Source organism: Vibrio sp. TAP-3B (assembly GCF_057784735.1).
Map to the genome: position 1 here is coordinate 178,701 of NZ_CM173495.1, position 23,312 is coordinate 202,012.

General features: G+C 45.2%; 19 protein-coding genes. 15 read left to right on the top strand and 4 right to left on the bottom strand.

Annotated features, from left to right (window positions below; genetic code table 11):
* Positions 1-192: 192 nt before the first annotated feature.
* A complete protein-coding gene (dnaJ, locus tag AC3D28_RS00880) occupies positions 193-1,341 on the top strand; it encodes a molecular chaperone DnaJ (protein WP_098416311.1) in 1,149 nt (382 codons plus the stop codon).
* A 79-nt stretch (positions 1,342-1,420) separates the two neighbouring features.
* Here the strand turns inward: dnaJ and AC3D28_RS00885 are convergent, their stop codons facing one another.
* On the bottom strand, positions 1,421-1,855 hold the full coding sequence (locus tag AC3D28_RS00885) for a type IV pilin protein (protein ID WP_488536030.1): 435 nt from the start codon (positions 1,853-1,855) through the stop codon (positions 1,421-1,423).
* Positions 1,856-1,958: 103 nt separating this feature from the next.
* Here AC3D28_RS00885 and AC3D28_RS00890 point away from each other — a divergent pair, with 103 nt between their 5' ends.
* From AC3D28_RS00890 to tadA, 6 genes are all read left to right on the top strand, one after another.
* The gene (locus tag AC3D28_RS00890) at positions 1,959-2,474 is read left to right on the top strand and encodes a GspH/FimT family pseudopilin (RefSeq protein ID WP_488535258.1); all 516 of its coding nucleotides are present in this window, start codon (positions 1,959-1,961) and stop codon (positions 2,472-2,474) included.
* Between the two features lie 9 nt (positions 2,475-2,483).
* Complete coding sequence (locus tag AC3D28_RS00895; protein WP_488535259.1) at positions 2,484-3,101, top strand: PilW family protein; 618 nt, start codon at positions 2,484-2,486, stop codon at positions 3,099-3,101.
* The gene (locus AC3D28_RS00900) at positions 3,101-4,345 is read left to right on the top strand and encodes a hypothetical protein (RefSeq protein ID WP_488535260.1); all 1,245 of its coding nucleotides are present in this window, start codon (positions 3,101-3,103) and stop codon (positions 4,343-4,345) included. The genes AC3D28_RS00895 and AC3D28_RS00900 overlap by 1 nt, the downstream gene beginning before the upstream one ends.
* Positions 4,335-4,745, top strand: coding sequence for a type IV pilus modification PilV family protein (locus tag AC3D28_RS00905; RefSeq protein WP_488535261.1), 411 nt, complete (start codon positions 4,335-4,337; stop codon positions 4,743-4,745). The genes AC3D28_RS00900 and AC3D28_RS00905 overlap by 11 nt, the downstream gene beginning before the upstream one ends.
* A gap of 298 nt (positions 4,746-5,043) precedes the next feature.
* Positions 5,044-6,603: an AbgT family transporter gene (locus AC3D28_RS00910; RefSeq protein WP_098416306.1), complete on the top strand. Its 1,560-nt coding sequence runs from the start codon at positions 5,044-5,046 to the stop codon at positions 6,601-6,603.
* 178 nt (positions 6,604-6,781) lie between these two features.
* The gene (gene tadA, locus AC3D28_RS00915; RefSeq protein WP_488535262.1) at positions 6,782-7,309 is read left to right on the top strand and encodes a tRNA adenosine(34) deaminase TadA; all 528 of its coding nucleotides are present in this window, start codon (positions 6,782-6,784) and stop codon (positions 7,307-7,309) included.
* A gap of 256 nt (positions 7,310-7,565) precedes the next feature.
* Here tadA and mltF read toward each other — a convergent pair whose 3' ends face one another.
* On the bottom strand, positions 7,566-9,140 hold the full coding sequence (gene mltF / locus AC3D28_RS00920; protein WP_488535263.1) for a membrane-bound lytic murein transglycosylase MltF: 1,575 nt from the start codon (positions 9,138-9,140) through the stop codon (positions 7,566-7,568).
* A 298-nt stretch (positions 9,141-9,438) separates the two neighbouring features.
* Here mltF and purL point away from each other — a divergent pair, with 298 nt between their 5' ends.
* Positions 9,439-13,332: a phosphoribosylformylglycinamidine synthase gene (gene purL / locus AC3D28_RS00925; RefSeq protein ID WP_488535264.1), complete on the top strand. Its 3,894-nt coding sequence runs from the start codon at positions 9,439-9,441 to the stop codon at positions 13,330-13,332.
* A 227-nt stretch (positions 13,333-13,559) separates the two neighbouring features.
* Positions 13,560-13,862, top strand: a complete 303-nt coding sequence (locus tag AC3D28_RS00930) for a DUF3622 domain-containing protein (protein WP_098416302.1) — start codon at positions 13,560-13,562, stop codon at positions 13,860-13,862.
* A gap of 462 nt (positions 13,863-14,324) precedes the next feature.
* Here AC3D28_RS00930 and AC3D28_RS00935 read toward each other — a convergent pair whose 3' ends face one another.
* A complete protein-coding gene (locus AC3D28_RS00935; RefSeq protein WP_488535265.1) occupies positions 14,325-15,392 on the bottom strand; it encodes a succinylglutamate desuccinylase/aspartoacylase family protein in 1,068 nt (355 codons plus the stop codon).
* A gap of 286 nt (positions 15,393-15,678) precedes the next feature.
* Positions 15,679-17,151 carry an aminoacyl-histidine dipeptidase gene (locus tag AC3D28_RS00940; RefSeq protein WP_488535266.1) on the bottom strand — a complete coding sequence of 491 codons (1,473 nt, stop codon included), beginning with the start codon at positions 17,149-17,151 and terminating at the stop codon, positions 15,679-15,681.
* 476 nt (positions 17,152-17,627) lie between these two features.
* Between AC3D28_RS00940 and vcdP the strand changes: the two genes are divergently transcribed.
* The 6 genes from vcdP (at position 17,628) to proB (ending at position 23,307) form a co-directional block, all read left to right on the top strand.
* A complete protein-coding gene (gene vcdP, locus AC3D28_RS00945; protein ID WP_479729366.1) occupies positions 17,628-17,693 on the top strand; it encodes a small protein VcdP in 66 nt (21 codons plus the stop codon).
* A 484-nt stretch (positions 17,694-18,177) separates the two neighbouring features.
* The gene (locus AC3D28_RS00950) at positions 18,178-19,467 is read left to right on the top strand and encodes an NCS2 family permease (protein ID WP_488535267.1); all 1,290 of its coding nucleotides are present in this window, start codon (positions 18,178-18,180) and stop codon (positions 19,465-19,467) included.
* A 272-nt stretch (positions 19,468-19,739) separates the two neighbouring features.
* Positions 19,740-20,204: a xanthine phosphoribosyltransferase gene (gpt, locus tag AC3D28_RS00955; protein ID WP_054389787.1), complete on the top strand. Its 465-nt coding sequence runs from the start codon at positions 19,740-19,742 to the stop codon at positions 20,202-20,204.
* Positions 20,205-20,295: 91 nt separating this feature from the next.
* Positions 20,296-21,543 (top strand): esterase FrsA, encoded by a 1,248-nt coding sequence (frsA, locus tag AC3D28_RS00960; protein ID WP_098416298.1) that lies wholly within the window; start codon positions 20,296-20,298, stop codon positions 21,541-21,543.
* A 113-nt stretch (positions 21,544-21,656) separates the two neighbouring features.
* On the top strand, positions 21,657-22,046 hold the full coding sequence (gene crl / locus AC3D28_RS00965) for a sigma factor-binding protein Crl (RefSeq protein ID WP_098416297.1): 390 nt from the start codon (positions 21,657-21,659) through the stop codon (positions 22,044-22,046).
* Between the two features lie 121 nt (positions 22,047-22,167).
* Positions 22,168-23,307, top strand: a complete 1,140-nt coding sequence (gene proB, locus AC3D28_RS00970) for a glutamate 5-kinase (RefSeq protein WP_098416296.1) — start codon at positions 22,168-22,170, stop codon at positions 23,305-23,307.
* Positions 23,308-23,312: the final 5 nt, after the last annotated feature.

Genomic DNA, 23,312 nt, shown 5'->3' on the forward strand with positions numbered 1-23,312 from the left:
GATGGCTGAAAAGCCATCTGGTGTCGATAAAACTTCTGTGTGCGGGCGTTAGGGGGGACTCTTACGCCCGTCTGTTTGTAAATGCTGTCTTTCTAGTTAAGTATGTTGCGGATAAGTGCACTTACCTAGAGCGATACAAACACTAAACGGTGAATTAATGCCGTTTGTAGTAATTAACTGGTGACGAAGAACATGTCAAAACGTGATTTTTACGAAGTATTAGGCGTAAGCCGTGATGCCTCAGAACGCGATATTAAAAAGGCGTACAAGCGTCTAGCGATGAAATTCCACCCTGACCGAAATCAGAGTGATGAGTCTGCGGCGGACAAGTTTAAAGAAGTAAAAGAAGCGTACGAAGTTCTGACCGACCCTCAAAAGAAAGCGGCGTACGACCAGTACGGTCATGCTGCTTTTGAACAAGGTGGCGGCGGTTTCGGCGGCGGCTTTGGTGGCGGCGGTGGTGCTGACTTCGGCGACATCTTTGGCGACGTATTCGGCGATATCTTCGGTGGCGGTCGTCGTGGAGGCGGAGGTCACCGTGCCCAGCGTGGTGCTGACTTGCGTTACAACATGGAATTAACGCTAGAAGAAGCGGTACGTGGTGTCACAAAAGAAGTCGAAGTACCGACCCTTGTACACTGTGATACTTGCGATGGAAGCGGTGCGAAGAAAGGCTCGTCTGCGGACATATGCGGCACTTGTCATGGTCATGGTCAAGTACAGATGCGACAAGGTTTCTTTGCTGTACAACAAACCTGTCCTACTTGTCATGGTAAGGGTAAGATCATCAAAGACCCTTGTAACGAGTGTCATGGTCAAGGCCGTAAACAGAAAACTAAAACACTTAACGTTAAAATCCCAGCGGGTGTTGACACTGGCGATCGCATTCGTCTATCTGGCGAAGGTGAAGCGGGAGAAATGGGGGCGCCAGCCGGTGACTTGTATGTACAAGTTCATGTGCGGGAACACCACATTTTTGAACGTGATGGCAACAACTTGTACTGCGAAGTGCCAGTTAGCTTTGCAATGGCGGCTTTGGGCGGTGAAGTTGAAGTGCCAACTCTAGATGGTCGCGTGAGCCTAAAAGTACCTTCAGAAACGCAAACAGGCCGTATGTTCCGTATGCGTGGTAAAGGTGTGAAGGGGGTTCGCGGTGGCGGTATCGGAGACTTAATCGTTAAGTTAGTTGTGGAAACGCCTGTGAAATTGAGCTCTCGTCAAAAAGAACTGCTAAAAGAGTTTGAAGAATCATGCGGCGGTGAGGCGGCGACACGGCATAAGCCGAAAGCTGAAGGTTTCTTCAACGGTGTGAAGAAGTTCTTCGATGATTTGACGAGCTAAGACTCAGCGAATAATTAGCTAAAAGAAATACAAAGGCCTGCAGAAATGCGGGCCTTTTTATATGTGTATTTCGAGACTTTTACTTCCAGCATGTGGCTGGTGTTTCAATATTCGTAGAGGTTAGTTTGATGCTGTTTTCCCGTGGAGGGAAGCAACCGTCTGCATCCTGTCCTAGGTCAGACTTCGCTGTCGCCTCAATCGTATAAGCCATACTTGCTGAACTGACGATAGAAAATGAAAACCTATCAGTATCAGAGTCACATAACGTACAACTGCCACCAGAAATAATATGGCTCCAGTCATATCCGTTATCATAAGACGTTTCTAACGCCAATTGAATGCGACTGAGGTCACTCAAAGCAACGGTGCGGTGAGACTTGATCACATGGCGAGTATAAGAAGGATAAGCAACCGCAGAAATGATCCCGATAATTACGACGGCGATCATTAATTCGATCAATGTCATCCCTCTTACTCTTTTTTTGTAGCTGTTACAACGAGAAATTCGAATCATCACGAGTAGTTCCCTTTTCACTTTTCCGCCTATTTTTGGCAGGTGATAGCATCAGTGCAAGATGAATTACAGCCTACTGGCTGTTTGCATAGGAATTTGGGAAATGCCTCGCGGGTTTACGTTATTGGAGCTTCTAATCACTGTTGCGGTACTGAGTATTTTATTGGTGACGGCAGCGCCATCTTTCCAGAGTATATTTGAAGCTAATAAAATGCAGCGTTTAGCAAATGAATTGCATGGTTTCATTATTCAAGGAAAGTCGGAGGCCGTATTACGTCGTGAGAGGCTTTGGGCCCACGTTATTATGCCTGGTAATTCATCCAGTGATGGTAACTGGCGTATCGAGCTGACTGATAACGGAACAGAAGGAGTGGGCACTGTGTTGTTTTCTTTTTCTGGCGAACCTTATGGCGGTATAGCCGTTACTCCTCACTATGCTTCCGACCAAATCAGCTTTGACGATGTTCACGGTCGGCCATCTTCTGGCAACATTCGATTTTATCCGGTTGGTGAGTCTTCAAAAGCACTTAAGTTAATTTCTTCTACTTTGTCTGCTCGCATTCGAGTGTGTAGCGATGATAACAATACCGAGTTCTTCGGTTATTCAACTTGCTCATAAAGGATGGATATGCTTAAGCAAAAAGGCGCGGGCCTAATTGAATTTATGATCGCATCCTCACTTGGGCTGATTTCCCTTGCTGTCGTTGGTTCGCTTTACATCAGTGGTCAAAAAATGACGATGGAGCGCTCTAAAGAACTGATGCTATTACAAAATACTGCGAGTGTTTTACAGATGCTAAAGAGTGATGTGCAGCGTGCTGGTTTCGATGGGAGCGGTGGAGACTCCCTAAAAATATCAGGCGCAACAAATACAATCTATACCAGTAATGATGTGAATAGAGGATTAGTTGCGTATGCCTATTACATAGGCGTTTCAGGAGCGAATCCGCTGTATAAAAATGTAATTTATGAACAGCGAGCCACTTCTCCTAAAGTGTTATATGTTTGTGAGAAAAAACGAGTTTCACTTATGCATGTCAATGATTTTGCAGGACTAACCGGTTGTAATAAGCTATTTGATGAAGGAGCTGTCTACGTAAATTTGTTCGATGTTAAAGAGGAATCGGTAGGAAGCTCTACTGTGAGTAGTGCGATAGTGACTATCTCTTTAGGCACAAGATTAGTCGGGGCGCCAAGCATTCATTCGGAGCAGTCATTTGCCGTAAAACAAAGGAATTGGCAGTAATGGGAAAACAACAAGGAGCTGTTGCGTTATTAGTTGTTAGTGTATTGCTTATCGCAGCATTGATGATGTCACTCGGCAGCTACAAATCTCTCTTTTACCAAATTAAACGCGCCAACAACCAAATCGAAGCTAGGCAGGAGCATTGGCGGGCGGAAGGTGGATTAGAGTGTGCCTTCGCCATAAATAAAGCCGATATGTCAATGATACCCAGTTCGCAAGACTATTCTAGTTGCTCGCTAAGTAATATTACAACTACTCAGTCTATGGTTGAACCTCAGTTCTTTCAGTTCTCTTCTATTGTAAATAATCGTGCTAAAGTTTTTAAAAGTATTGAAATCATTGGAAGACCGACTGGAGCTATTCAAGCTCGTTCCGATTTAAAACTTATAGGGTCTTATTCATTCACGCCTGAGTTTGTTTACCCAGATACATGTGTGTCTGTTCGCTTTCAAACATCAGTCATTTTGGAAGGTGGTTTTGTCACTAAAAATCCTTCCGGTAACACCTGTAGCTCTTCTCATATGACGAACACAGAGCGTGCAGGATTGTGTATTGCAGGTGACTCTAATTGCGATGGTTCAGGCGCCCCCAATAACTATGAAGTAAAAGTTATTGGGAACAACTCTAATTACATCGGTGACGAAAAGATGTTCGAAAATGATTTCATTCATGATAATCAACTTGATCCATTTGAGGCTTTTTTTGGGTTGCCAATATCAGATCTATCTGAAATAAAGCAAGATTTTGAAATTGTCACTGGTATAGTGAGTGGAGTTGGAACAGCAAGTTGCCAAAGCTTAATTAAGTCAGCTTTCTCTCTAAACTCTAAAGTTTGGGTTGAAGGCGATTGCGATTTAGAGGATGGGACGCAGCTTTCTACTGCCAGTATTGGTACTTCACCAAAATTACTCGTTATCGAGAATGGTCTCTTAGCTGTCGATGGATCTAATAGGTTTCCGGGAACCATCTATCATTTGATTTCTCCCAGTGTCACTAATATGACATCACGCTGGACATCTGATGTTTCGGTGAGTGCCTTTGTAAATGGTCTTTCTCCGAAAGAAAAAGAAAAGTTAACCTTTTACTCTAGAGGAGCGTTTAAACCTACAGGTGGCTACGTTTTTGATACTGTTGGCGGTTTGAGTGTATTCAATAGCGCGGTTGATCTAGAGTTTGATTCTGCGGCGGTTCCTAACGATCATAAGAAACTAGAATGGAAAAAGGGCTCTTGGAATGACCTCTAAACAACAAGGTTTTAGCTTAATCGAGGTACTGATTTCTTTTCTTTTACTTGGTGTTGGGGCGCTTGGGTTAACAAAGCTACAAATTTATATGGAGCGTGAATCCGACTATGCTATTCACAGTATTGAAGCGCTGCGTCTTGCAGAAAACCAATTGGAATGGTTTCGTACTCGCGGGGCGTCTGATGCACTCTCAACCATTTCTACGGCCAGTTTTGCTTCTATTGTAACAGGATCTTCTGTTGCCGGTGCGTATACCGTGGAGTGGGACGTGCCGCCAGCGACTGTCTCCGGTTCGCTCAAAACGATTACGGTTACCACAAGCTGGGAAGATAGAATGGGACAGGCACAATCCGTGAAGCTACAAACGATGATTTCGCAGTACAGCGAATTCGATAATTAAGCGGATGAAGTAAAAACAAACCTAATTTTTGATGAGACTTCTTGTATCTTAAGTGTGATTTCGTCTCATTTAACTCCGTTAATGGATGGTTTTTGAACTGTTAAAGTGAATGATGCGCAACTGTTTTTATTATGTTTAGTTGGGATGGTGTTTTTGCAAAATATGTCTCCAATTATGGAAAAACTTGTAGAACCTTGTGCTTTCTTTATTCGTATTCACTAGAATACTCGGTTGATAATAGGCCGTTATAATTATTCAAACAGGCTATGGCACCAACATCATTCATTATGGAGTTACCATGAGTAACCAAGCTGTAAATAAAGCACCATCATCGAAGCCGAGCGGGATGGAGCGCTTTCTAAACTTTATCGAGCGAACAGGTAACAAAATTCCAGATCCTGCGATTTTGTTCTTCTGGGCATTGATTCTCACTTGGGCTGCATCTGCACTTTTATCGAATGTCACATTCGACCTTCCAAACCCTCGAACGGGTGAAGCTCTGACTATCACCAACCTTTTGACGGGAGAAGCACTGGCAAGTTTCCTAGCGAACATGGTGACTACCTTCACCGGTTTTGCGCCGCTAGGTATCGTACTGGTTGCCATGTTGGGTGTTGGTGTGGCGGACTCTTCTGGCTTTATCACCACTGGCCTTAAGAAAATGCTGAACTTTACCCCAGCTAAGCTTCTTACCCCAATGCTGATCTTAGTGGCTATCGTATCGCATACTGCAGCAGACGCAGGTTACGTGTTGGTTATTCCTCTAGGTGGTATTATTTTTCACGCTGCAGGTCGCCATCCGTTGGCGGGTATTGCCGCGGCGTTTGCCGGTGTATCCGGTGGTTTCTCCGCAAACTTTATCCCTTCAGGTATTGATCCACTACTGGCGGGTTTTACTCAAACGGCAGCACAGGTTCTCGACCCTGAATATGTGGTTAATCCACTCGCAAACATCTTTTTTACTGGATTGTCTTCCGTTCTGATTGTGGCTATCGGTTGGTATGTCACCGAGAAAGTGATCGAGCCTCGTCTCTCTAAAATGCCGATAGATGATGATGCTGAAACTGCGCCAAACCTAGGCTCTTTCACTGAGATTGAATCAAAAGCATTCAGCTACGCAGGTTGGGCGATGATGGGGGGCATTGCACTGCTAGTCGCAGCACTGCTGCCAGAAACGTCAGCACTACGCTCTCCTGAAGGTGAAATAACGGCGTTCTCTGCGCCTATCATGAAGTCTATTGTGCCGTTGATCTTCATTTTATTTATCATTCCTGGTTACGTATACGGGCGAGTTGCAGGGACGTTCAGGACCAGTAACGACATCATTAAAGCAATGGCTGACACAATGTCGACCATGGGCGCTTACATTGTAATGTCTTTCTTTTGTGCGCAGTTTTTATCGTCGTTTGCTCAGTCAAATATCGGGACAATGCTTGCGCTATATGGTGCCGAAGGGCTGAAAGCGATGAACCTACCAGGTGAGGTTACCATCATAGGTATGATCCTTCTGACGGCGTCTGTAAATCTGCTTATCGGCTCGGCGTCAGCGAAATGGGCTCTGATTGGGCCGATTTTGGTTCCTATGCTTATGGCGGTTGGCATTTCCCCTGAACTTTCTCAAGCAGCGTATCGTGTTGGTGATTCGGTATCGAACATCATTTCACCTCTGATGGTATTCTTCCCTCTCGTGGTGGTTTACTGTCAACGTTACGTGAAGTCTGCCGGTATTGGCACGTTGGCGTCGATGATGATGCCGTTCTCTATTGCGATGCTGATTGGTTGGTCAGTGTTCCTAGTCGCTTACTGGATGATAGGTATCCCACTGGGAATTCAAGCACCCTACACTTACACTATGTAATTGATACTACAACCAAGCTTAAAGCGCAGCCCTAGGGCTGCGCTTTTTTTCTCAGAGAGGGAGGCTTTTTCCTTTGAATTTTTACTAGACGTTTCATTACCCAGTTGTGCGGCTGTAGCGAAACAAAACTTAGTGGTAATATTCCTGCACTCAACAGCTATTTTTCTCTGGAGCCCTCTTGTCTAACCATCCATTTACCCCTCAAGACGAATTGTTTATGCGCCGAGCCATCGAGCTTGCCAAGGTGGCCGAAGTGGAAGGTGAGGTGCCCGTAGGTGCCGTTTTAGTCAAAGACGGAGAGATCATCGCTGAAGGTTGGAACCGCTCTATCTGTGCTCACGATGCGACAGCACACGCCGAGATTCAAACATTACGCAAAGCCGGTAAAGTGCTAGAGAATTATCGTTTGCTTGATACCACGTTATACGTGACTCTAGAGCCATGTCCAATGTGTGCAGGGGCCTTATTACACAGTCGAGTCAAGCGAGTGGTGTTTGGGGCGCCAGATCTCAAAGCGGGCGCTGCTGGTACGGTACTTAACCTTTTTGAAAGTCAGGCTGCCTACCATTATGCAAGGATCGATAAAGGCCTTTTAGAAGATGAATGTCGTACACAGCTGCAAGCGTTTTTTAAGCGTCGCCGTAAAGAAACGAAAGCCAAAAAACAAGCACAAAAAGCGCTAGAGAACGGTCAGGGTGGACAATAAAACGAGCGAAACTGAGATTTAGTCGAGGTTTGCCTATGGATACAAACCACAAGTGCTCTCTTTGGTGCCAGTATGGTGCAGTGCTTCGTCAACAACCACAACGGATAAGAGTTACATTCAATTGTAAGAGGTAATCCGCTTAGGGTGCTCGAATGGATAATGGTTTGTATTACTCGCAATATTGGATTTTAGAGAAGCTTTAGCTTAGTTAGGGCTTAATAAAAATGACGAGCTTATGAGCTCGTCATTTTCTCACTTATTCTTCGAGAGCTTCTTTTATTGGCTCTTCAACCGTTACTTTTGAGGCGCCAGACACTTGCTCTGCCATTGTCTCTACGGCCCCTGAAGTGAGTAGCTCAGGGTTGAGTGGTGGAATGACTTGCAAGTCATCACCGTCCTCATCAACCGTTGGCGTCTGGCTAACATGCCCAACGATTGATTGATAGTAGCGACGAATGTTTTCGACGTAATTGAGTGCTTCATCCCCTCGGGCGTAACCATAGCGAGTTTGGCTGTAGTAACGCTTTTGGCGTAGTAACGGTAGCCTGTCTTTCACATCGGCCCATGCATTAGGATCGCCACCTTGTGCTTTGGTGAGCCGTCGAGCATCCATCATATGGCCATAGCCGATATTGTATGAGGCCAAAGCGAACCATATTTTTTCATGCTCATTGATACTATCCGGAACTCGGCCAACAATACGACGCAAGTACTCGACGCCTCCTCGAACGGATTGCTCCGGATCAAGTCGGTTTGTAACGTCAACACTCTTCGCGGTAGGGAGGGTGAGCATCATCATTCCTCTAACGCCGGTAGGGGACTTGGCTCTTGGTTTCCAATGGGATTCTTGATAAGCCAATGCTGCAATTAGGCGCCAATCAAATTCTTCACTGTATTTTTGGAATAGGGGGGCCCACTTCGGCAACTTATCATCAAGAGCTCGAATAAAGGCTCGTGTATCCACGTAGTCAAAAGCTTCGATATGACCGATGTACTTCTCTTCGAGTGTGGCGAGATCTCCCGATTGTTTGATGTTACCGAAAAACTCAATCAGCATGGCATACAAGCTTTCATCTTCAGAGCGGCGCGTAAACCAAGAGACTGGTTGATCTTCTGTCAGTTCGAAAGCAAGCGCTAAATCTGGATAAAGGCGCTGAGCCAGTGACAGCTCGACTGAGTCAGTTACCGTAAAACGAAGTTCACCCGTTGACACATATTTTAGTAAATCTCGAGTATCCGCATCTCCCACAATTTCAAATTGCAGTTCTGGATACTGTTTTCTCAATGCCGTCAGTGTGGGAACATATTGTGACTGCTCGACGATTTTCAGTGTTTGAGCACCAGCGTTGGTACCTTCTTCAGCTTGGCTGTCTTTCGATGCTTGGTACTCAATCAGTTGTTCAATGTCGCGAGGTCGAAGTTGTCCATTTTTATAAACAACTTGTTGGCTTACGTAGTAATAAGCTGGGCCGGGCCTAAATCGCTTCACGGCTTGAGGCGTTTGATTTAAACCTGTCGCAATAATATCGATATCCCCTTTCTTCAGAGCAGGGAAAAGATCAGCTTGACGAAACGCAGGCTTAATTTCGAGTTTTACGTCGAGTTGTTCTGCGAACTGACGTGCCAGTTCGTAGTCTAATCCTGCGGGACCGTCGGGGCCAATATAATAGGAAAGCTGGTCGTTTAGCGTGCCCACTCGAAGCACACCACGTTCTTGAATTTGTTCGAATTCACTTTTTGGATCCGATTCAATCTGACAGGCAGAAAGTAGTAGCACAGAAACAGAAAGTAGGGCGCTGCGCTTGAATCGGTTGAACTGACTTATTTGCATTAATAGGTACGTCTCGGGAAATTTCTATCTACCTTTATATCAAAGCGCGGTCATGGGGCAAAGTGAATCACACAGTTAGAGTGCGACGTTGTGTGTTTTATCGACATTTTGGCTTCAACTCATATTTGATGAAAAAATGACGCAAACGGTTGCCTCTGGTGTTACATCACAAAAACAATTGCTATATAATGCGCTCGCAGCGGAGAGGTGAAATCGGCATAAGTTCGAGGTTTATTGTTTTAACATACTGAATTTATTCCAATATCATCTTAATCAATAGTATAAGAGACCTAAGCTCATGAGAATTTTGCGTGGCTCCCCAGCTCTTTCTGAGTTCCGTGTTAATAAACTTCTGGAACTTTGTCGTGAACAAGCTCTGCCTGTAACGGGCATTTATGCCGAGTTTATGCATTTTGCAGATCTCAAATCTGACCTTGACGGCCAAGAGTTCGAAAAACTTCAAAAGTTGCTGACTTACGGCCCAACTATCGAAGAGCATAAGCCTGAAGGCCTTCTACTGCTTGTTACCCCTCGTCCTGGCACCATTTCTCCTTGGTCTTCTAAATCTACGGACATTGCCATTAACTGCGGTTTAGACAAAGTGAAACGTCTTGAAAGAGGCACGGCGTATTACATAGAAACGTCCACTGCACTTTCTAACGCCCAAGTAGCCGACGTAAAAGCACTTATCTATGATCGTATGATGGAAACGGTATTCACAGAATTCGAAGCTGCGTCAGCATTGTTCACAGTCGCAGAGCCTAAGCCTGTGGCGCATGTTGATATCTTAGCGGGCGGTCGTCTTGCGCTTGAAGAAGCAAACGTTTCCCTAGGTTTGGCGCTAGCCGAAGATGAAATTGATTACTTGGTAGAGAATTTTACTAAGCTTGGTCGTAACCCAAACGACATTGAATTGATGATGTTTGCTCAGGCTAACTCAGAGCACTGTCGCCACAAAATTTTTAACGCAGATTGGACTATCGACGGGGTTGAGCAACCGAAGTCGCTGTTCAAGATGATCAAAAACACGTTTGAAACGACACCAGACTACGTTCTATCTGCCTACAAAGACAATGCGGCGGTGATGACGGGGTCTAAAGCTGGTCGTTTCTTCCCAGATCCAAAAACACGTCAATACCATTACCACCAAGAAGATGCGCATATTTTGATGAAGGTTGAAACCCACAATCACCCAACGGCAATTTCACCGTGGCCTGGGGCTTCAACCGGTTCTGGTGGTGAGATCCGTGACGAAGGTGCAACCGGTATTGGTGGTAAACCAAAGGCTGGTTTAGTTGGTTTTACGACTTCGAATTTACGTATTCCTGGCTTTGAGCAGCCGTGGGAAACGGACTTTGGCAAGCCTGGCCGGATAGTCAACGCGCTAGACATTATGCTAGAAGGCCCTTTAGGTGGCGCAGCGTTTAACAACGAATTTGGTCGCCCAAACCTATTGGGGTACTTCCGTACTTACGAAGAAAAAGTGACGTCACACGCAGGCGAAGAAGTGCGTGGTTACCACAAGCCAATCATGATTGCTGGTGGTATGGGTAACATTCGTGACGAACATGTGCAAAAGAAAGAAATTCCAGTTGGTGCGAGCCTGATCGTACTTGGCGGCCCAGCCATGAACATCGGTCTTGGGGGCGGGGCTGCATCGTCAATGGCGTCTGGTCAGTCGGCAGAAGATTTAGATTTTGCGTCAGTACAGCGTGAAAACCCAGAGATGGAGCGTCGCTGTCAGGAAGTGATCGACCGTTGTTGGCAGCTAGGCGACGACAACCCAATCGCATTTATCCACGATGTGGGCGCGGGCGGTATCTCGAATGCCTTACCTGAGCTTGTCGACGACGGTGAGCGTGGCGGTAAGTTCCAGCTCCGTGATGTTCCCAATGATGAGCCGGGCATGAGCCCGCTAGAAATCTGGTGTAATGAGTCTCAGGAACGTTACGTGCTTGCGGTCGCACCAGAGAACATGGAAGTATTTGATGCGATTTGTAAGCGTGAACGAACACCGTACGCTGTTGTCGGTGTCGCAACAGAAGAACGCCATCTAATATTAGAAGATTCGCACTTCGATAACACACCTATCGACATGCCAATGGATATCCTACTTGGCAAAACACCGAAGATGCACCGCGACGCTAAAACACTGAAAGTGGAGAGCCCAGCAATGTCGCGTAATGGTATCGAAATCAATCAAGCGGCAGACCGAGTCCTACGTTTACCAGCCGTCGCGGAAAAGACCTTCTTGATCACCATTGGTGACCGCACAGTGTCAGGCCTAGTGGCTCGTGACCAAATGGTTGGCCCTTGGCAGGTACCAGTGGCGAACTGTGCAGTAACTGCCGCGAGTTACGATACTTATCACGGCGAAGCGATGTCGATGGGGGAGCGTACACCCGTAGCGCTGCTCGATTTCGGTGCATCAGCACGTCTAGCGGTCGGTGAGTCACTAACTAATATCGCAGCGACTGATATTGGTGATATCAAACACATCAAGTTGTCGGCAAACTGGATGTCGCCGGCGGGTCACCCAGGTGAAGATGCGGGTCTTTATGAAGCGGTGAAAGCGGTCGGTGAGGAGCTGTGTCCAGCGCTCGGTCTGACTATCCCAGTAGGTAAAGATTCCATGTCGATGAAAACTCAGTGGGAAGAGAAAGGTGAGATCAAAGAGGTCACATCGCCACTGTCTCTTGTGATCACGGCATTTGGCCGTGTGGAAGACGTACGTAAGACCGTGACCCCACAACTACGCACTGACAAAGGTGAATCTTTCCTTATTCTTGTTGACCTAGGTAACGGTAAGAACCGTCTGGGTGCGACAGCATTGGCACAGGTTTACAAACAGCTTGGTGATAAACCTGCTGATGTTGATAACGCTGAGCAGCTCAAAGGCTTCTTCGATGCGATGCAATCTTTAGTTCGTGATGACAAGTTGGTGGCTTACCATGATAAAGGCGATGGTGGCTTATTCGTGACACTTGCTGAGATGGCATTCGCGGGTCACTGTGGTGTGAAAGCAAACATCGCCGAGTTAGGTGATGATACGCTTGCTGCGCTATTTAATGAAGAATTAGGTGCGGTGGTTCAGGTTAAGAACGATGACCTAGATGCAGTGCTATCAACGCTAGCGGCAAACGGTCTAGAAACGTGCTCACACGTGATTGGCTCTGTTGAAGCTTCAGATAACGTCGTTATTACTTCAGGTGATGCAGTTGTACTTGAACGTTCTCGTACTGAACTACGCACTATCTGGGCTGAAACGACGCATAAAATGCAGGCGTTACGCGATAACCCAGCATGTGCAGACCAAGAATTTGAAGCGAAGAAAGACAACACAGACCCAGGTTTGAGCGTGAAGTTAAGCTTTGATGTTAACGAAGATATCGCAGCGCCTTACATTGCAAAAGGTGCGAAGCCTAAGATGGCGATTCTACGTGAGCAAGGCGTTAACTCCCACGTTGAAATGGCAGCAGCGTTTGACCGAGCAGGTTTTGAAGCGACGGATATCCACATGAGTGACATCCTAGCGGGTCAAGCCGTTCTGGATGAATACCACGGCCTAGTGGCTTGTGGTGGCTTCTCTTATGGCGACGTACTAGGTGCAGGTGAAGGTTGGGCTAAGTCTATCCTGTTTAACGCACAAGCTCGTGAGCAATTTCAAGCGTTTTTCGAGCGCAATAACACTTTCTCTTTAGGGGTGTGTAATGGTTGTCAGATGCTATCAAATTTGAAAGAGCTGATCCCCGGTGCTGACTTATGGCCGCGCTTTGTACGCAACCAATCAGAACGTTTCGAAGCGCGCTTTAGTCTCGTTGAAGTTCAGAAATCTGATTCTGTATTCTTCGGCGGTATGGCAGGTTCGCGTATGCCAATCGCAGTTTCCCACGGTGAAGGTCGTGTAGAAGTACGTGATACTGACCACCTAGCTGCGATTGAAGCATCAGGTACGGTTGCGGTTCGTTACGTGGATAATCTTGGTAACCCAACGCAACAATACCCAAATAACCCGAACGGTTCGCCAAATGCGATTACCGGCTTAACAACGCAAGACGGCCGTGTAACTATCATGATGCCTCACCCAGAGCGTGTATTCCGCACCGTGGCGAACTCATGGGCACCAGAAGGTTGGGGTGAGAACGGTGCATGGATGCGTATGTTCCAAAACGCGCGTAAGAATCTCGGTTAATCCAGTTTCGCCTTGAAAAATGACAAGCGCAGTTCGAAAGAGCTGCGTGTTTTTATTATTAGCGTGGAGAACATTGCATCGTGTATTTTTCGCGAAAAAATTACAGCAAAACATTGGATTTTATGCTCTAATACCGCGCTTACCAAGGGATGGTGTTAAACAGCTCAGCTTAGATGGAGTTATCAAGTTGACCGAATCCCTGATTAATCCCTTAGGAAATGAAAGACATGTCTAAAAATCCAAAATTTGCTATTCGTATCACTGAAAAACGTAATGGTTGGAGCGCTGAAATCACTCGACAAGTGACGTCTCGTAAAACCGTTGTATCAAAGCGTGAAACTGGCTTTGACAGTGAAGCCAAAGCGCAAGCTTGGGCTGAAAAAGAACTGGCTGAATTTATTCAAAACCAAGTTGTTCGTAACGAGCGTAAAGCAGTACAACGCCAAGAGCGTGAGGCTGAACAGCTTGCAGCAAAAGCTCGCAAAGAAGAAACTCGTCAAGCGCGCGAAGCCGACGCTGACGAAGAATAATTGCACATTGCCAAGCGTTGATTTTTATGCCGCGGGGCATGAAGTTAGAAATGCCCTGAGTTTATCTCGGGGCATTTTTATTTACGCAGAATTATAAACCGTTCGAAGAAACCGATAGATTAAACGGCCCTTTTACTCGCATTAAAAATTGCTCATTTCAGGTTGTTCATTATTTTCGTCGCTGACTGTACCAGTAGGTTGCTAGCTCGTAACCTGAGTCATTCACAATCTCACCATTGCCAGCTTTCATGTTATCAGAGTCTTCTTCTGGGCCATTTACGAGGAATAAAGTGAGTCGTTTTCGCCTAGAGTGTTAGCGTATAAGTATTTTTTCATGCGTGGCAAAGTACGAGGTAGCGTGTTATGAAGGAATAAAAAAAGCCCAGCAGTTGAGAAGCAGGGTTAGTAGTTGGTTGTATAAAAATGTAAACAAGGTAGGTCAGTTAATGCTTCACGTTGGCACTATGGGGTCTCAAGCCTAATCTGTCCGGTTGTGACTTGATCAACATCGAACTCCGTCAGCTCTTCGATATAATTTTCTACAACTTGTGCTGCCATACCATCACCTAGTTTGAAGTAAGCCAGATGGAAGGTGGCGTCGCCTTCATTAACCAATGGCAGTGTTTGTTGGCCGATAACAAAACCACTTTTTGGTGCCTTTACTTCGATCTCATTGTGGCCGAGAGGAGAGCTGATGTAAGCAAGGATTTCTCCTTGTTCGACTTTGTCTCCTAGGTTCACGACAGTGCGTAAAATGCCGTTTCCAGATGCGCGCACCCAGCTGGTGGATTTTGCAATCACAGGTTCTCGGCTCTTTTTGCGACTGGCGCGTAGCATACCGATGGCCTGCATGACGCGTTGAACACCCAGCACCCCTGCGCTGATTGATAACGGGTCAAAGCGCAACGCTTCCCCAGCTTCGTAAGTCAATACTGGAATATCGCATTTCTCGGCTTCACTGCGTAAAGAGCCGTCACGCAACGCAGAGTCTACAATCACTGGTGTGGCAAAAGCTTTGGCGATGCGCAGGGTTTCGGGGTTACTCAAGTTTGCACGGATCTGAGGCAGGTTGGTGCGGTGAATGGCACCTGTGTGTAGGTCCAAAATGTAATCACAGCGTTTAGCGATATTATTAAAGAAACCGTGTGCGATACGAGACGCGAGGGCGCCTTTTTCACTACCAGGAAAGCAGCGATTGAGATCTCGTCGGTCGGGTAGGTAACGGGATTTATGAATAAAACCGAACACGTTGACAATTGGGACCGCAATGACCGTGCCTTTCAGCTTTTGCGGATCCAGTTGATTGATGATCTGACGAACGATTTCTACACCATTAAGTTCATCGCCATGGATAGCAGCGTTCACCATTAATACTGGCCCTTCTTGTTTACCATGGATGATCTCCACTGGAATCGCGAGGGGGGAATGTGTGTACAATTGTGCCACTGCGAATTCGATCTCTAATCGTTGCCCTGGTTGGACTTGATATCCGAGAAGCTCAAATACTTTATTTTTTTTAGTTCTGGTCATAAACCATCTCTGCCGTATGCGTTAGCAACAATGTAACAACTGCTTCAAAATCACACTAATCATTCTCATTACCGACACGATAAATTGTTTTAATCAATCTGAGTAAAATTTCATCAGGTGTTATATTTTCGTTTTAATTCTAACTTTATATCAGTGTAATACATAGCTCGATAAAAAGAACAGATGGGAATAATAAGCTTTATCGCGACTTGTGCCGAAAGCTGCGATAAAGCATAAAAAAGGTGCCACTGAGGCACCTTTTTTATGTATGACGTTTGTTTTGCAATTATGCTTTTTCAGGAATGGCTTCTAACAACGCAACCATTTGATCCCAATATAATTGAACCGTATCAATCTTCACTTTCTCATCAGGAGAGTGAGGGAATTTGATCGTTGGACCGAAAGAAACCATGTCCATATGTGGGTAAGGTTCTTTGAACAGACCGCACTCAAGACCCGCATGGATCACCATAATATTTGGTTTATGACCGTAAATGCCTTCGTACATGTCACGGAAAATGGTCATGATTGCTGAATCTGCATCTGGCTTCCAACCAGGGTAAGCCCCAGAGAACTGAATTTGTGTACCCGATAATTCGGAGATTGAGCGAAGCATGCTTTCTACTTGGCTACGGCCAGAGTCAATCAGCGAGCGAATCAAGCAAAGCACGGTGACCTTGTTCTGTTGTGTATTAATTACACCAACGTTGAGTGATGTTTCTACGACACCTTCCACTTCATCACTCATGCGTATTACGCCGTTTGGGCAAGCATTAAGTGCGGCAATGAAACGCTGCTGATCCGCAACAGAAAAAACTTGGGCGTGAATAGTTATGGCTTCGTTGAAAGTGACGATATCAGTTTCAATTTTACCTAGCTCAGTTTTAAGTAGAGCTGTGTATTGATTAAATAGCGCCGATAATGTTGCTTGGTTTTTTTCAGGAAGGGCAACGGTGACAAACGCTTCACGAGGAATGGCGTTGCGTAAGCTACCACCACGGAACTCCACTAAACGTAAGTCTAGTTCCTGAGCATGGGCAGCGAGGAATCGACCAAGCAACTTGTTTGCGTTGCCTCGACCAGTGTGAATATCACAGCCGGAGTGACCACCTTTTAGTCCTTTAAGTGTTAACTGACGAGTGACGAAACCTGCCGGAATCGATTCTCGATTGATATCGAAAGCCATAGTCGCATCGACACCACCGGCACAGCCCATGTACACTTCGCCTTCTTGCTCAGAGTCAGTATTTAGAAGGATCTCACCTTCTAGCCAACCTGCTTGAAGGCCGAAAGCGCCCGTCATTCCTGCTTCCTCATCGATGGTTAGCAGTACTTCTAGAGGCCCATGCTGGATCTCTTGTGACGCCAGCACGGCAAGACAAGATGCCATGCCAATCCCATTGTCTGCACCAAGCGTTGTCCCTTTTGCGGTGACCCACTCGCCATCAATGTAAGGTTGGATGGGATCGGTTGTGAAGTCGTGCTCGGTGTCTTCATTTTTTTGCGGCACCATGTCGATATGCGCTTGAAGGACAACGCCCTTCTTATTCTCCATTCCAAGTGTCGCAGGTTTCTTAATAAATACGTTACCCGTTGGGTCTCGACGAACATCAAGTCCTTGCTCTGTGGCCCAGTTAGTTATGTATTGGGCTAATGCTTCTTCATGTTTGGATGGATGAGGGATAGAACAAATCTTATCGAAAAACTGCCAAAGTGGAGCAGGTGATAAGGTACTGACTTCAGAATGGAACTCAGACACGGAGGACTCCTTTTTTATGTGCTTTGCCAAATATATACCGTAAAAAGTTATTGGGTTAGCATTAAATGCTGGACGATTTGGCTTTCAGATTATCGTTTAGCATACCACCAGATAAAGGGGACGAGTAGTCGCTGGTGTAAGGATTTCTCCCTGAACTGCCACACGTTTATAAACGTTAAATCGGTCTTTGTGCTCTCTTTTTATACCGATTGAAAGGTAGCTTATTTTTAAATTACAGATATGTAGTTTAATTACATTAAAGATTTGACCTGGATCGGTATAAATAACTTTTTGTGACTTAAATCACCAAATTAGTTGTAATTAAATTTCTTAGTGGTATATTTATAACCAGCTTCTGAGAGAAGAACGAAATGCTCAAAGGATGAGTCCGTTTTATCGCCTCCAAGGAACCGAGAAATCAACGATTGTTTTAATTGATTTAAAAGGTGATAGTTATGAAAGGTTTACCAAGTGCAATGTTCTGGAATAGCAAATCTGTTTACACCGGCAACTTTGTATACCCAACAAGCTTTGGCTACTAATTGCAGTCAACGCATGTGACTCGAACAGTTTGTTCACCCCTATAAATTGGAATTTCTTTTCAGCGATAGCGCTGATATGATTCGCCGCCACCCAGTTTGGGTGGCGTTTTTTTATGCCTTTTTTCTACTGTTGGCTAAGTTATCGCCATCAAGCCTCCATTCTCTGACGAATCCTTCTTGTTATTTCATTTTTCTATTAAATCTGCCTGAATTTCATGCCAAAAAGCGTCTTTTTTGTTTGAAAGTTTAGTACATTGTTCAGTTTATACACGGTGCAAAGTTTCGGGTTTGTTTTTTTTAATCTTTGTTTTATATGCTTTTTTTCTATTTATGGTTTTGTATTTCTAACTAATAAGTTTCATATCCTACGAAAAAAAATGCATTAGAGTGAAGATTCTACCTAGAATTTACTATTTGATAACTTTATAATTCACGCCAATCGATTACGCAACCGTTTACTTCTTCACCTTTACAGGATTTGATCATGCTCGAGAGGCTATTTAAACTCAGTGAAAATGGCACTAATGTGCGCACTGAGATCATCGCAGGTATTACCACCTTTCTTACCATGGCTTACATTATTTTTGTAAACCCAGCTATCCTTTCGGATACAGGTATGGACCGTGGTGCTATTTTTGTTGCGACTTGTCTTGCGGCGGCTATTGGCTGTTTCATTATGGGATTTGTTGCTAACTACCCAATCGCCCAAGCTCCAGGCATGGGACTTAACGCATTTTTTACTTATTCTGTTGTATTGGGAATGGGTTACACATGGCAAGTCGCATTGGCTGCTGTGTTTGTTTCTGGTCTGCTGTTCATTCTTCTGAGTGTGTTTAAGATCCGAGAGTGGATCATCAACTCGATTCCACACTCTTTGCGTACTGGCATCTCGGCCGGAATCGGACTTTTCCTTGCTTTTATCGCATTGAAAAACGCAGGGATAGTGGTTGATAATCCGGCAACATTGGTTTCAATGGGAGACATCACTTCATTAACTTCAGTGCTGGCGGCTATTGGCTTTTTTCTAACGATTGCGCTGGTTCACCGTGGTGTGAGAGGCGCAGTTATGATTGCTATTCTGGGTGTTACGGCGCTGGGTCTGTTATTGGGTGATGTGCAGTGGGGGGGCATTATGTCAACACCACCAAGTATCGCCCCAACCTTCATGCAATTGGACTTCTCTGGTTTGTTTGAAGTTGGCATGATCTCAATTGTATTTGCTTTCCTATTTGTCGATTTGTTTGATACCGCAGGTACGCTAGTTGGTGTTTCTCAAAAAGCAGGCCTAACTGATGAGAATGGCAACATTCCTCGCCTAAACAAAGCGCTCCTTGCGGACTCAACCGCGACTTCTGTTGGTGCTCTACTGGGCACGTCGAATACGACTTCTTATATTGAGAGCGTTTCTGGTGTCGCTGCGGGAGGTCGTACTGGTCTAACAGCAGTGGTTGTTGGTGCACTCTTCCTGCTTGCTTTATTGTTCTCGCCACTAGCAGGTATGATCCCGGCTTACGCAACGTCGGGTGCTTTGTTTTATGTCGCGATTTTGATGCTGTCTGGGCTCGTAAGCATCGACTGGCGTGACCTAACTGAAGCCTCACCAGTGGTGGTGACTTGTTTGGTTATGCCATTAACTTTCTCTATTGCAGAAGGTATTACACTTGGTTTTATCGCTTACTCCGCTATCAAGCTATTCAGTGGCAAAGGGCGTGAGGTGTCGATGAGTGTTTGGGTGATGTCAGCTATTTTCATCGTTAAATACCTGATCGGTTAATTTTTCGCAACCAGTTAGTGTGAATGTTCGTCCACACTGACTGGTTGTTTGTAGAGTATACTCGAATTCACCGAATAGGATTTTTCTGCACAGTAGACAGAGAATTTTGACATCAGCGTTGGTATTAATAACGTGTTTCGGTAGAATAATCGTTTGCGCAGCTTGAAACCCCCATCTTTTTACGTAAGAAGATTCTAGTAAATACATCGCTATATTTAAGGAGTATTACTGGAGCTGGGGGATGCATATTTTCAAATTATTAGGTTATTACAATGAGTAAAAAATTCATTATCACTTGGGATGCAATGCAGGCTTATTGCCGTGAACTGGCTGAGAAACAAATGCCAGCTGAGCAATGGAAAGGTATTTGGGCGGTAAGCCGTGGTGGCTTGGTACCAGGCGCTATTTTGGCTCGCGAGCTAGGCATTCGTTACGTAGATACTATTTGTATTTCAAGCTATGACCATGATCATCAGCGCGATATGACAGTGCTTAAAGCACCGGAAGGCGATGGTGAAGGTTACTTAATCGTTGAAGACCTAGTAGACAGCGGTGATACTGCACGTAAATTGCGTGAGATGTATCCAAAAGCGAAAATGATCGCTGTTTGCGCTAAGCCATCGGGTAAAGAGTTGTTAGATGACTACGTCGTGGACATCGCGCAAGACACATGGATCGAACAGCCATGGGATATGTCCATCCAATATGCTGAGCCAGTGAATCGCAAACAAAAATAATTGCTATTGAAGAATATTGAGAAATGCCCCTGTATAGGGGCATTTTTTTTATTATCATTATATTTATTGCCAATAGCCTAGGGTTCTTTCTATGTCTGAAGACGTCAGTAAAAATATTTCCGAAACTTTGTTCGTGAAACATAAGCAAGCAAAAGAAACCTCAGCCCTCACTCAATACATGCCGAGCAGTCAAAAGATTCTTGATGAGCGAGAATCACAGGGGGGGAGTGCTTGGTATCGTCATTTACGCCGCTTACAATGGGCATGGCAAGGGTTGTCGCCAATAGAGATGGAAGGTGTACTGTCTAAGATCGCTTCTTCCTCACACTCTCGAACTAATGATAACTGGTTAGATACCGTCATGGGTTACCACAACGGTAACTGGACGTTTGAGTGGATCAAATTAGGCATGGAGCATCAAAGGCGTTCGAGTGAGTTGCAAGGTGAAGCGGCCGCGGATGAGCTGTTCACTGCCTCTTTGTGTTTCAGTATCGCAGGCTATCCACACCTTAAGAACGATAACTTGGCATTACAGGCTCAAGTGCTGGCAAATAAGGCTTATTCAGATGGTGCAGAAAAAACGCAGTACACCATTAAGCAAATTGAAGTGCCTTATCAAAATCGCAAAATCATTGCGAATCTGCATCTACCTAGAACCGATAAACAATTGCCAGTCGTGATGGTGAGCGCGGGGCTAGACTCGTTGCAAACCGATATGTGGCGTTTGTTCCGTAACCATCTCGCCCCGAAAGATATTGCGATGTTGACGGTCGACATGCCGTCAGTAGGGCATAGTTCACACTGGCCTTTAACTGAAAATTCAAGCTGCCTTCACCAAGCAGTACTGAATGAGCTTTATTCACTACCTTGGGTCGATCACCATAAAGTTGGTTTAGTCGGATTCCGTTTTGGCGGTAATGCGATGATACGTCTCTCATTTGTCGAACAAGAGAAGATCAAAGCGTGCGTCGCATTGGGCGCACCAGTGCACGATATCTTTACTTCCCCAGAAAAGCTGCAAAAGATGCCGAAGATGTATCTGGATCTTTTAGCTTCTCGGTTCGGTAAGAATACCGTCGATATTAACAGTATGGCTGGGCAGATGATGGCGTGGTCGTTGAAAGTACAAGGGTTTTTGAGTAGTCGAAGAACGAAGGTGCCTATTCTGGCACTGAGTTTAGAAGGGGATCCTGTCTCGCCACACAGCGATAACCAACTTGTCGCGTTGTTCAGTCAGTATGGCCGAGCTAAGAAGATCAGTTCCAAAACGATTACAAAAGGATATGAGCAATCCCTCGATTTAGCCATAAAGTGGTTAGAAGATGAACTATTAAGATGACAAAGCTTCTAAATTAGTTAAAAGTGATATAACTGAGCAAAAAACAAGCTCATGATAATTAAAATAATAATCATTCTGGGTGTGTACTTTTAACTATGGAAATGGAGATTCATATGTCAGAGACAACTAAGGGCCCAACCCACTTTCGCTTGATATCAAAGTTGAAGGCAATTGGCCCCTATCTACGCGAACCGCAATCACAAGAGGGGCGTTACTATTTTGATTGCTTATCGGTTTGTATAGACGAAAAAAAATCGCCAGAAAAGCGAGAGTTTTGGGGCTGGTGGATGGATTTGGAATCCATCGAAGGAGGCTTTACAGCAAAATATCACATCGGTAAATACAATAAAGAAGGCCTGTGGGTATCAGAAGTATTACCTAAAAAAACGACAGAGGAAGTCTACCTAACACAGAGAACCTTCCATCAAAAACTCGTTGATACTTTAGAAGAGCATTTCAAACTAGAAGTCGAATATCACACGGAGTCTTTCGATTTCGTCTAATTTGCTGGCTTTAATTTAGAACAAAACAAAAAGGTGCGTTTTCGCACCTTTTCTCTTGTTAAATCCTTATTTGATTGTTAAAACATCCCCTCTTTATTTGTTTTTCACTTCAGAAGACATCATGACAACGAATCAACAAAATGCAGTTGTTTCACAACCACAAACCGTCGTTGTGAAACTGGGTACAAGTGTGCTAACAGGCGGCACGTTGGCGCTCGATCGTGCTCACATGGTTGAGCTGGCGCGTCAGTGTGCAGAGCTTAAAAAACAAGGTCATTCAGTAGTAATGGTTTCGTCTGGTGCGATTGCAGCAGGCCGTGAGCACCTTGGATACCCCGCATTGCCCAACGATATGGCGAGCAAACAGCTACTTGCCGCGGTGGGCCAGAGCCGTTTGATTCAGGCATGGGAATCGTTGTTTAGTATTTATGGGATTAAAATTGGTCAGATGTTATTGACGCGTGCCGACTTAGAAGATCGTGAGCGTTTTCTTAATGCACGTGACACCATTAATGCCCTTGTTGCAAATGACATTATTCCTATCGTGAACGAAAATGATGCCGTGGCAACGAGCGAAATTAAAGTCGGTGATAATGACAACCTTTCTGCTTTGGTCGGCATTTTGTGCGGTGCAGATAAACTGTTGCTCCTCACCGACCAAAAAGGCTTATTTACTGCCGATCCGCGTAAAGATCCAAGCGCAGAGCTGATCAAAGAAGTGAAAACCATCGATGACACATTGCGTAAAATTGCAGGTGGAAGTGGGACAACGCTAGGCACGGGCGGTATGGCAACCAAACTGCAAGCGGCAGATATTGCTCGCCATGCGGGTATTGAAGTTATTATCGCTGCCGGCAGTGCACCAAATGTTATCTTTGACTCTTTAAGTTCAGAACCACAGGGCACACGTTTCTTGCCCTGTTCAGAAGCACTGGAAAATCGTAAGCGTTGGATTCTTGCTGGTCCTGCCGCCTCTGGCGACATCATTATTGATGATGGTGCCGTTAAGGCTGTAGTTGGTAAAGGCAGTAGCTTGTTGGCAAAAGGAGTGGTCAAAGTTAGTGGTGACTTTGCCCGTGGCGAAGTCGCACGCATAACAAATTCTCACGGAAAATTGGTGGCTCGGGGTATTAGCGCTTACTCGAGCGACGATCTTACAAAAATCACGGGTAAGCACAGTAAAGATATCATCTCTATTTTGGGCCATGATTATGGTTCAGAGGTGATTCATCGTGATGATCTGGTCGTCATTCAAGAATAAAACTA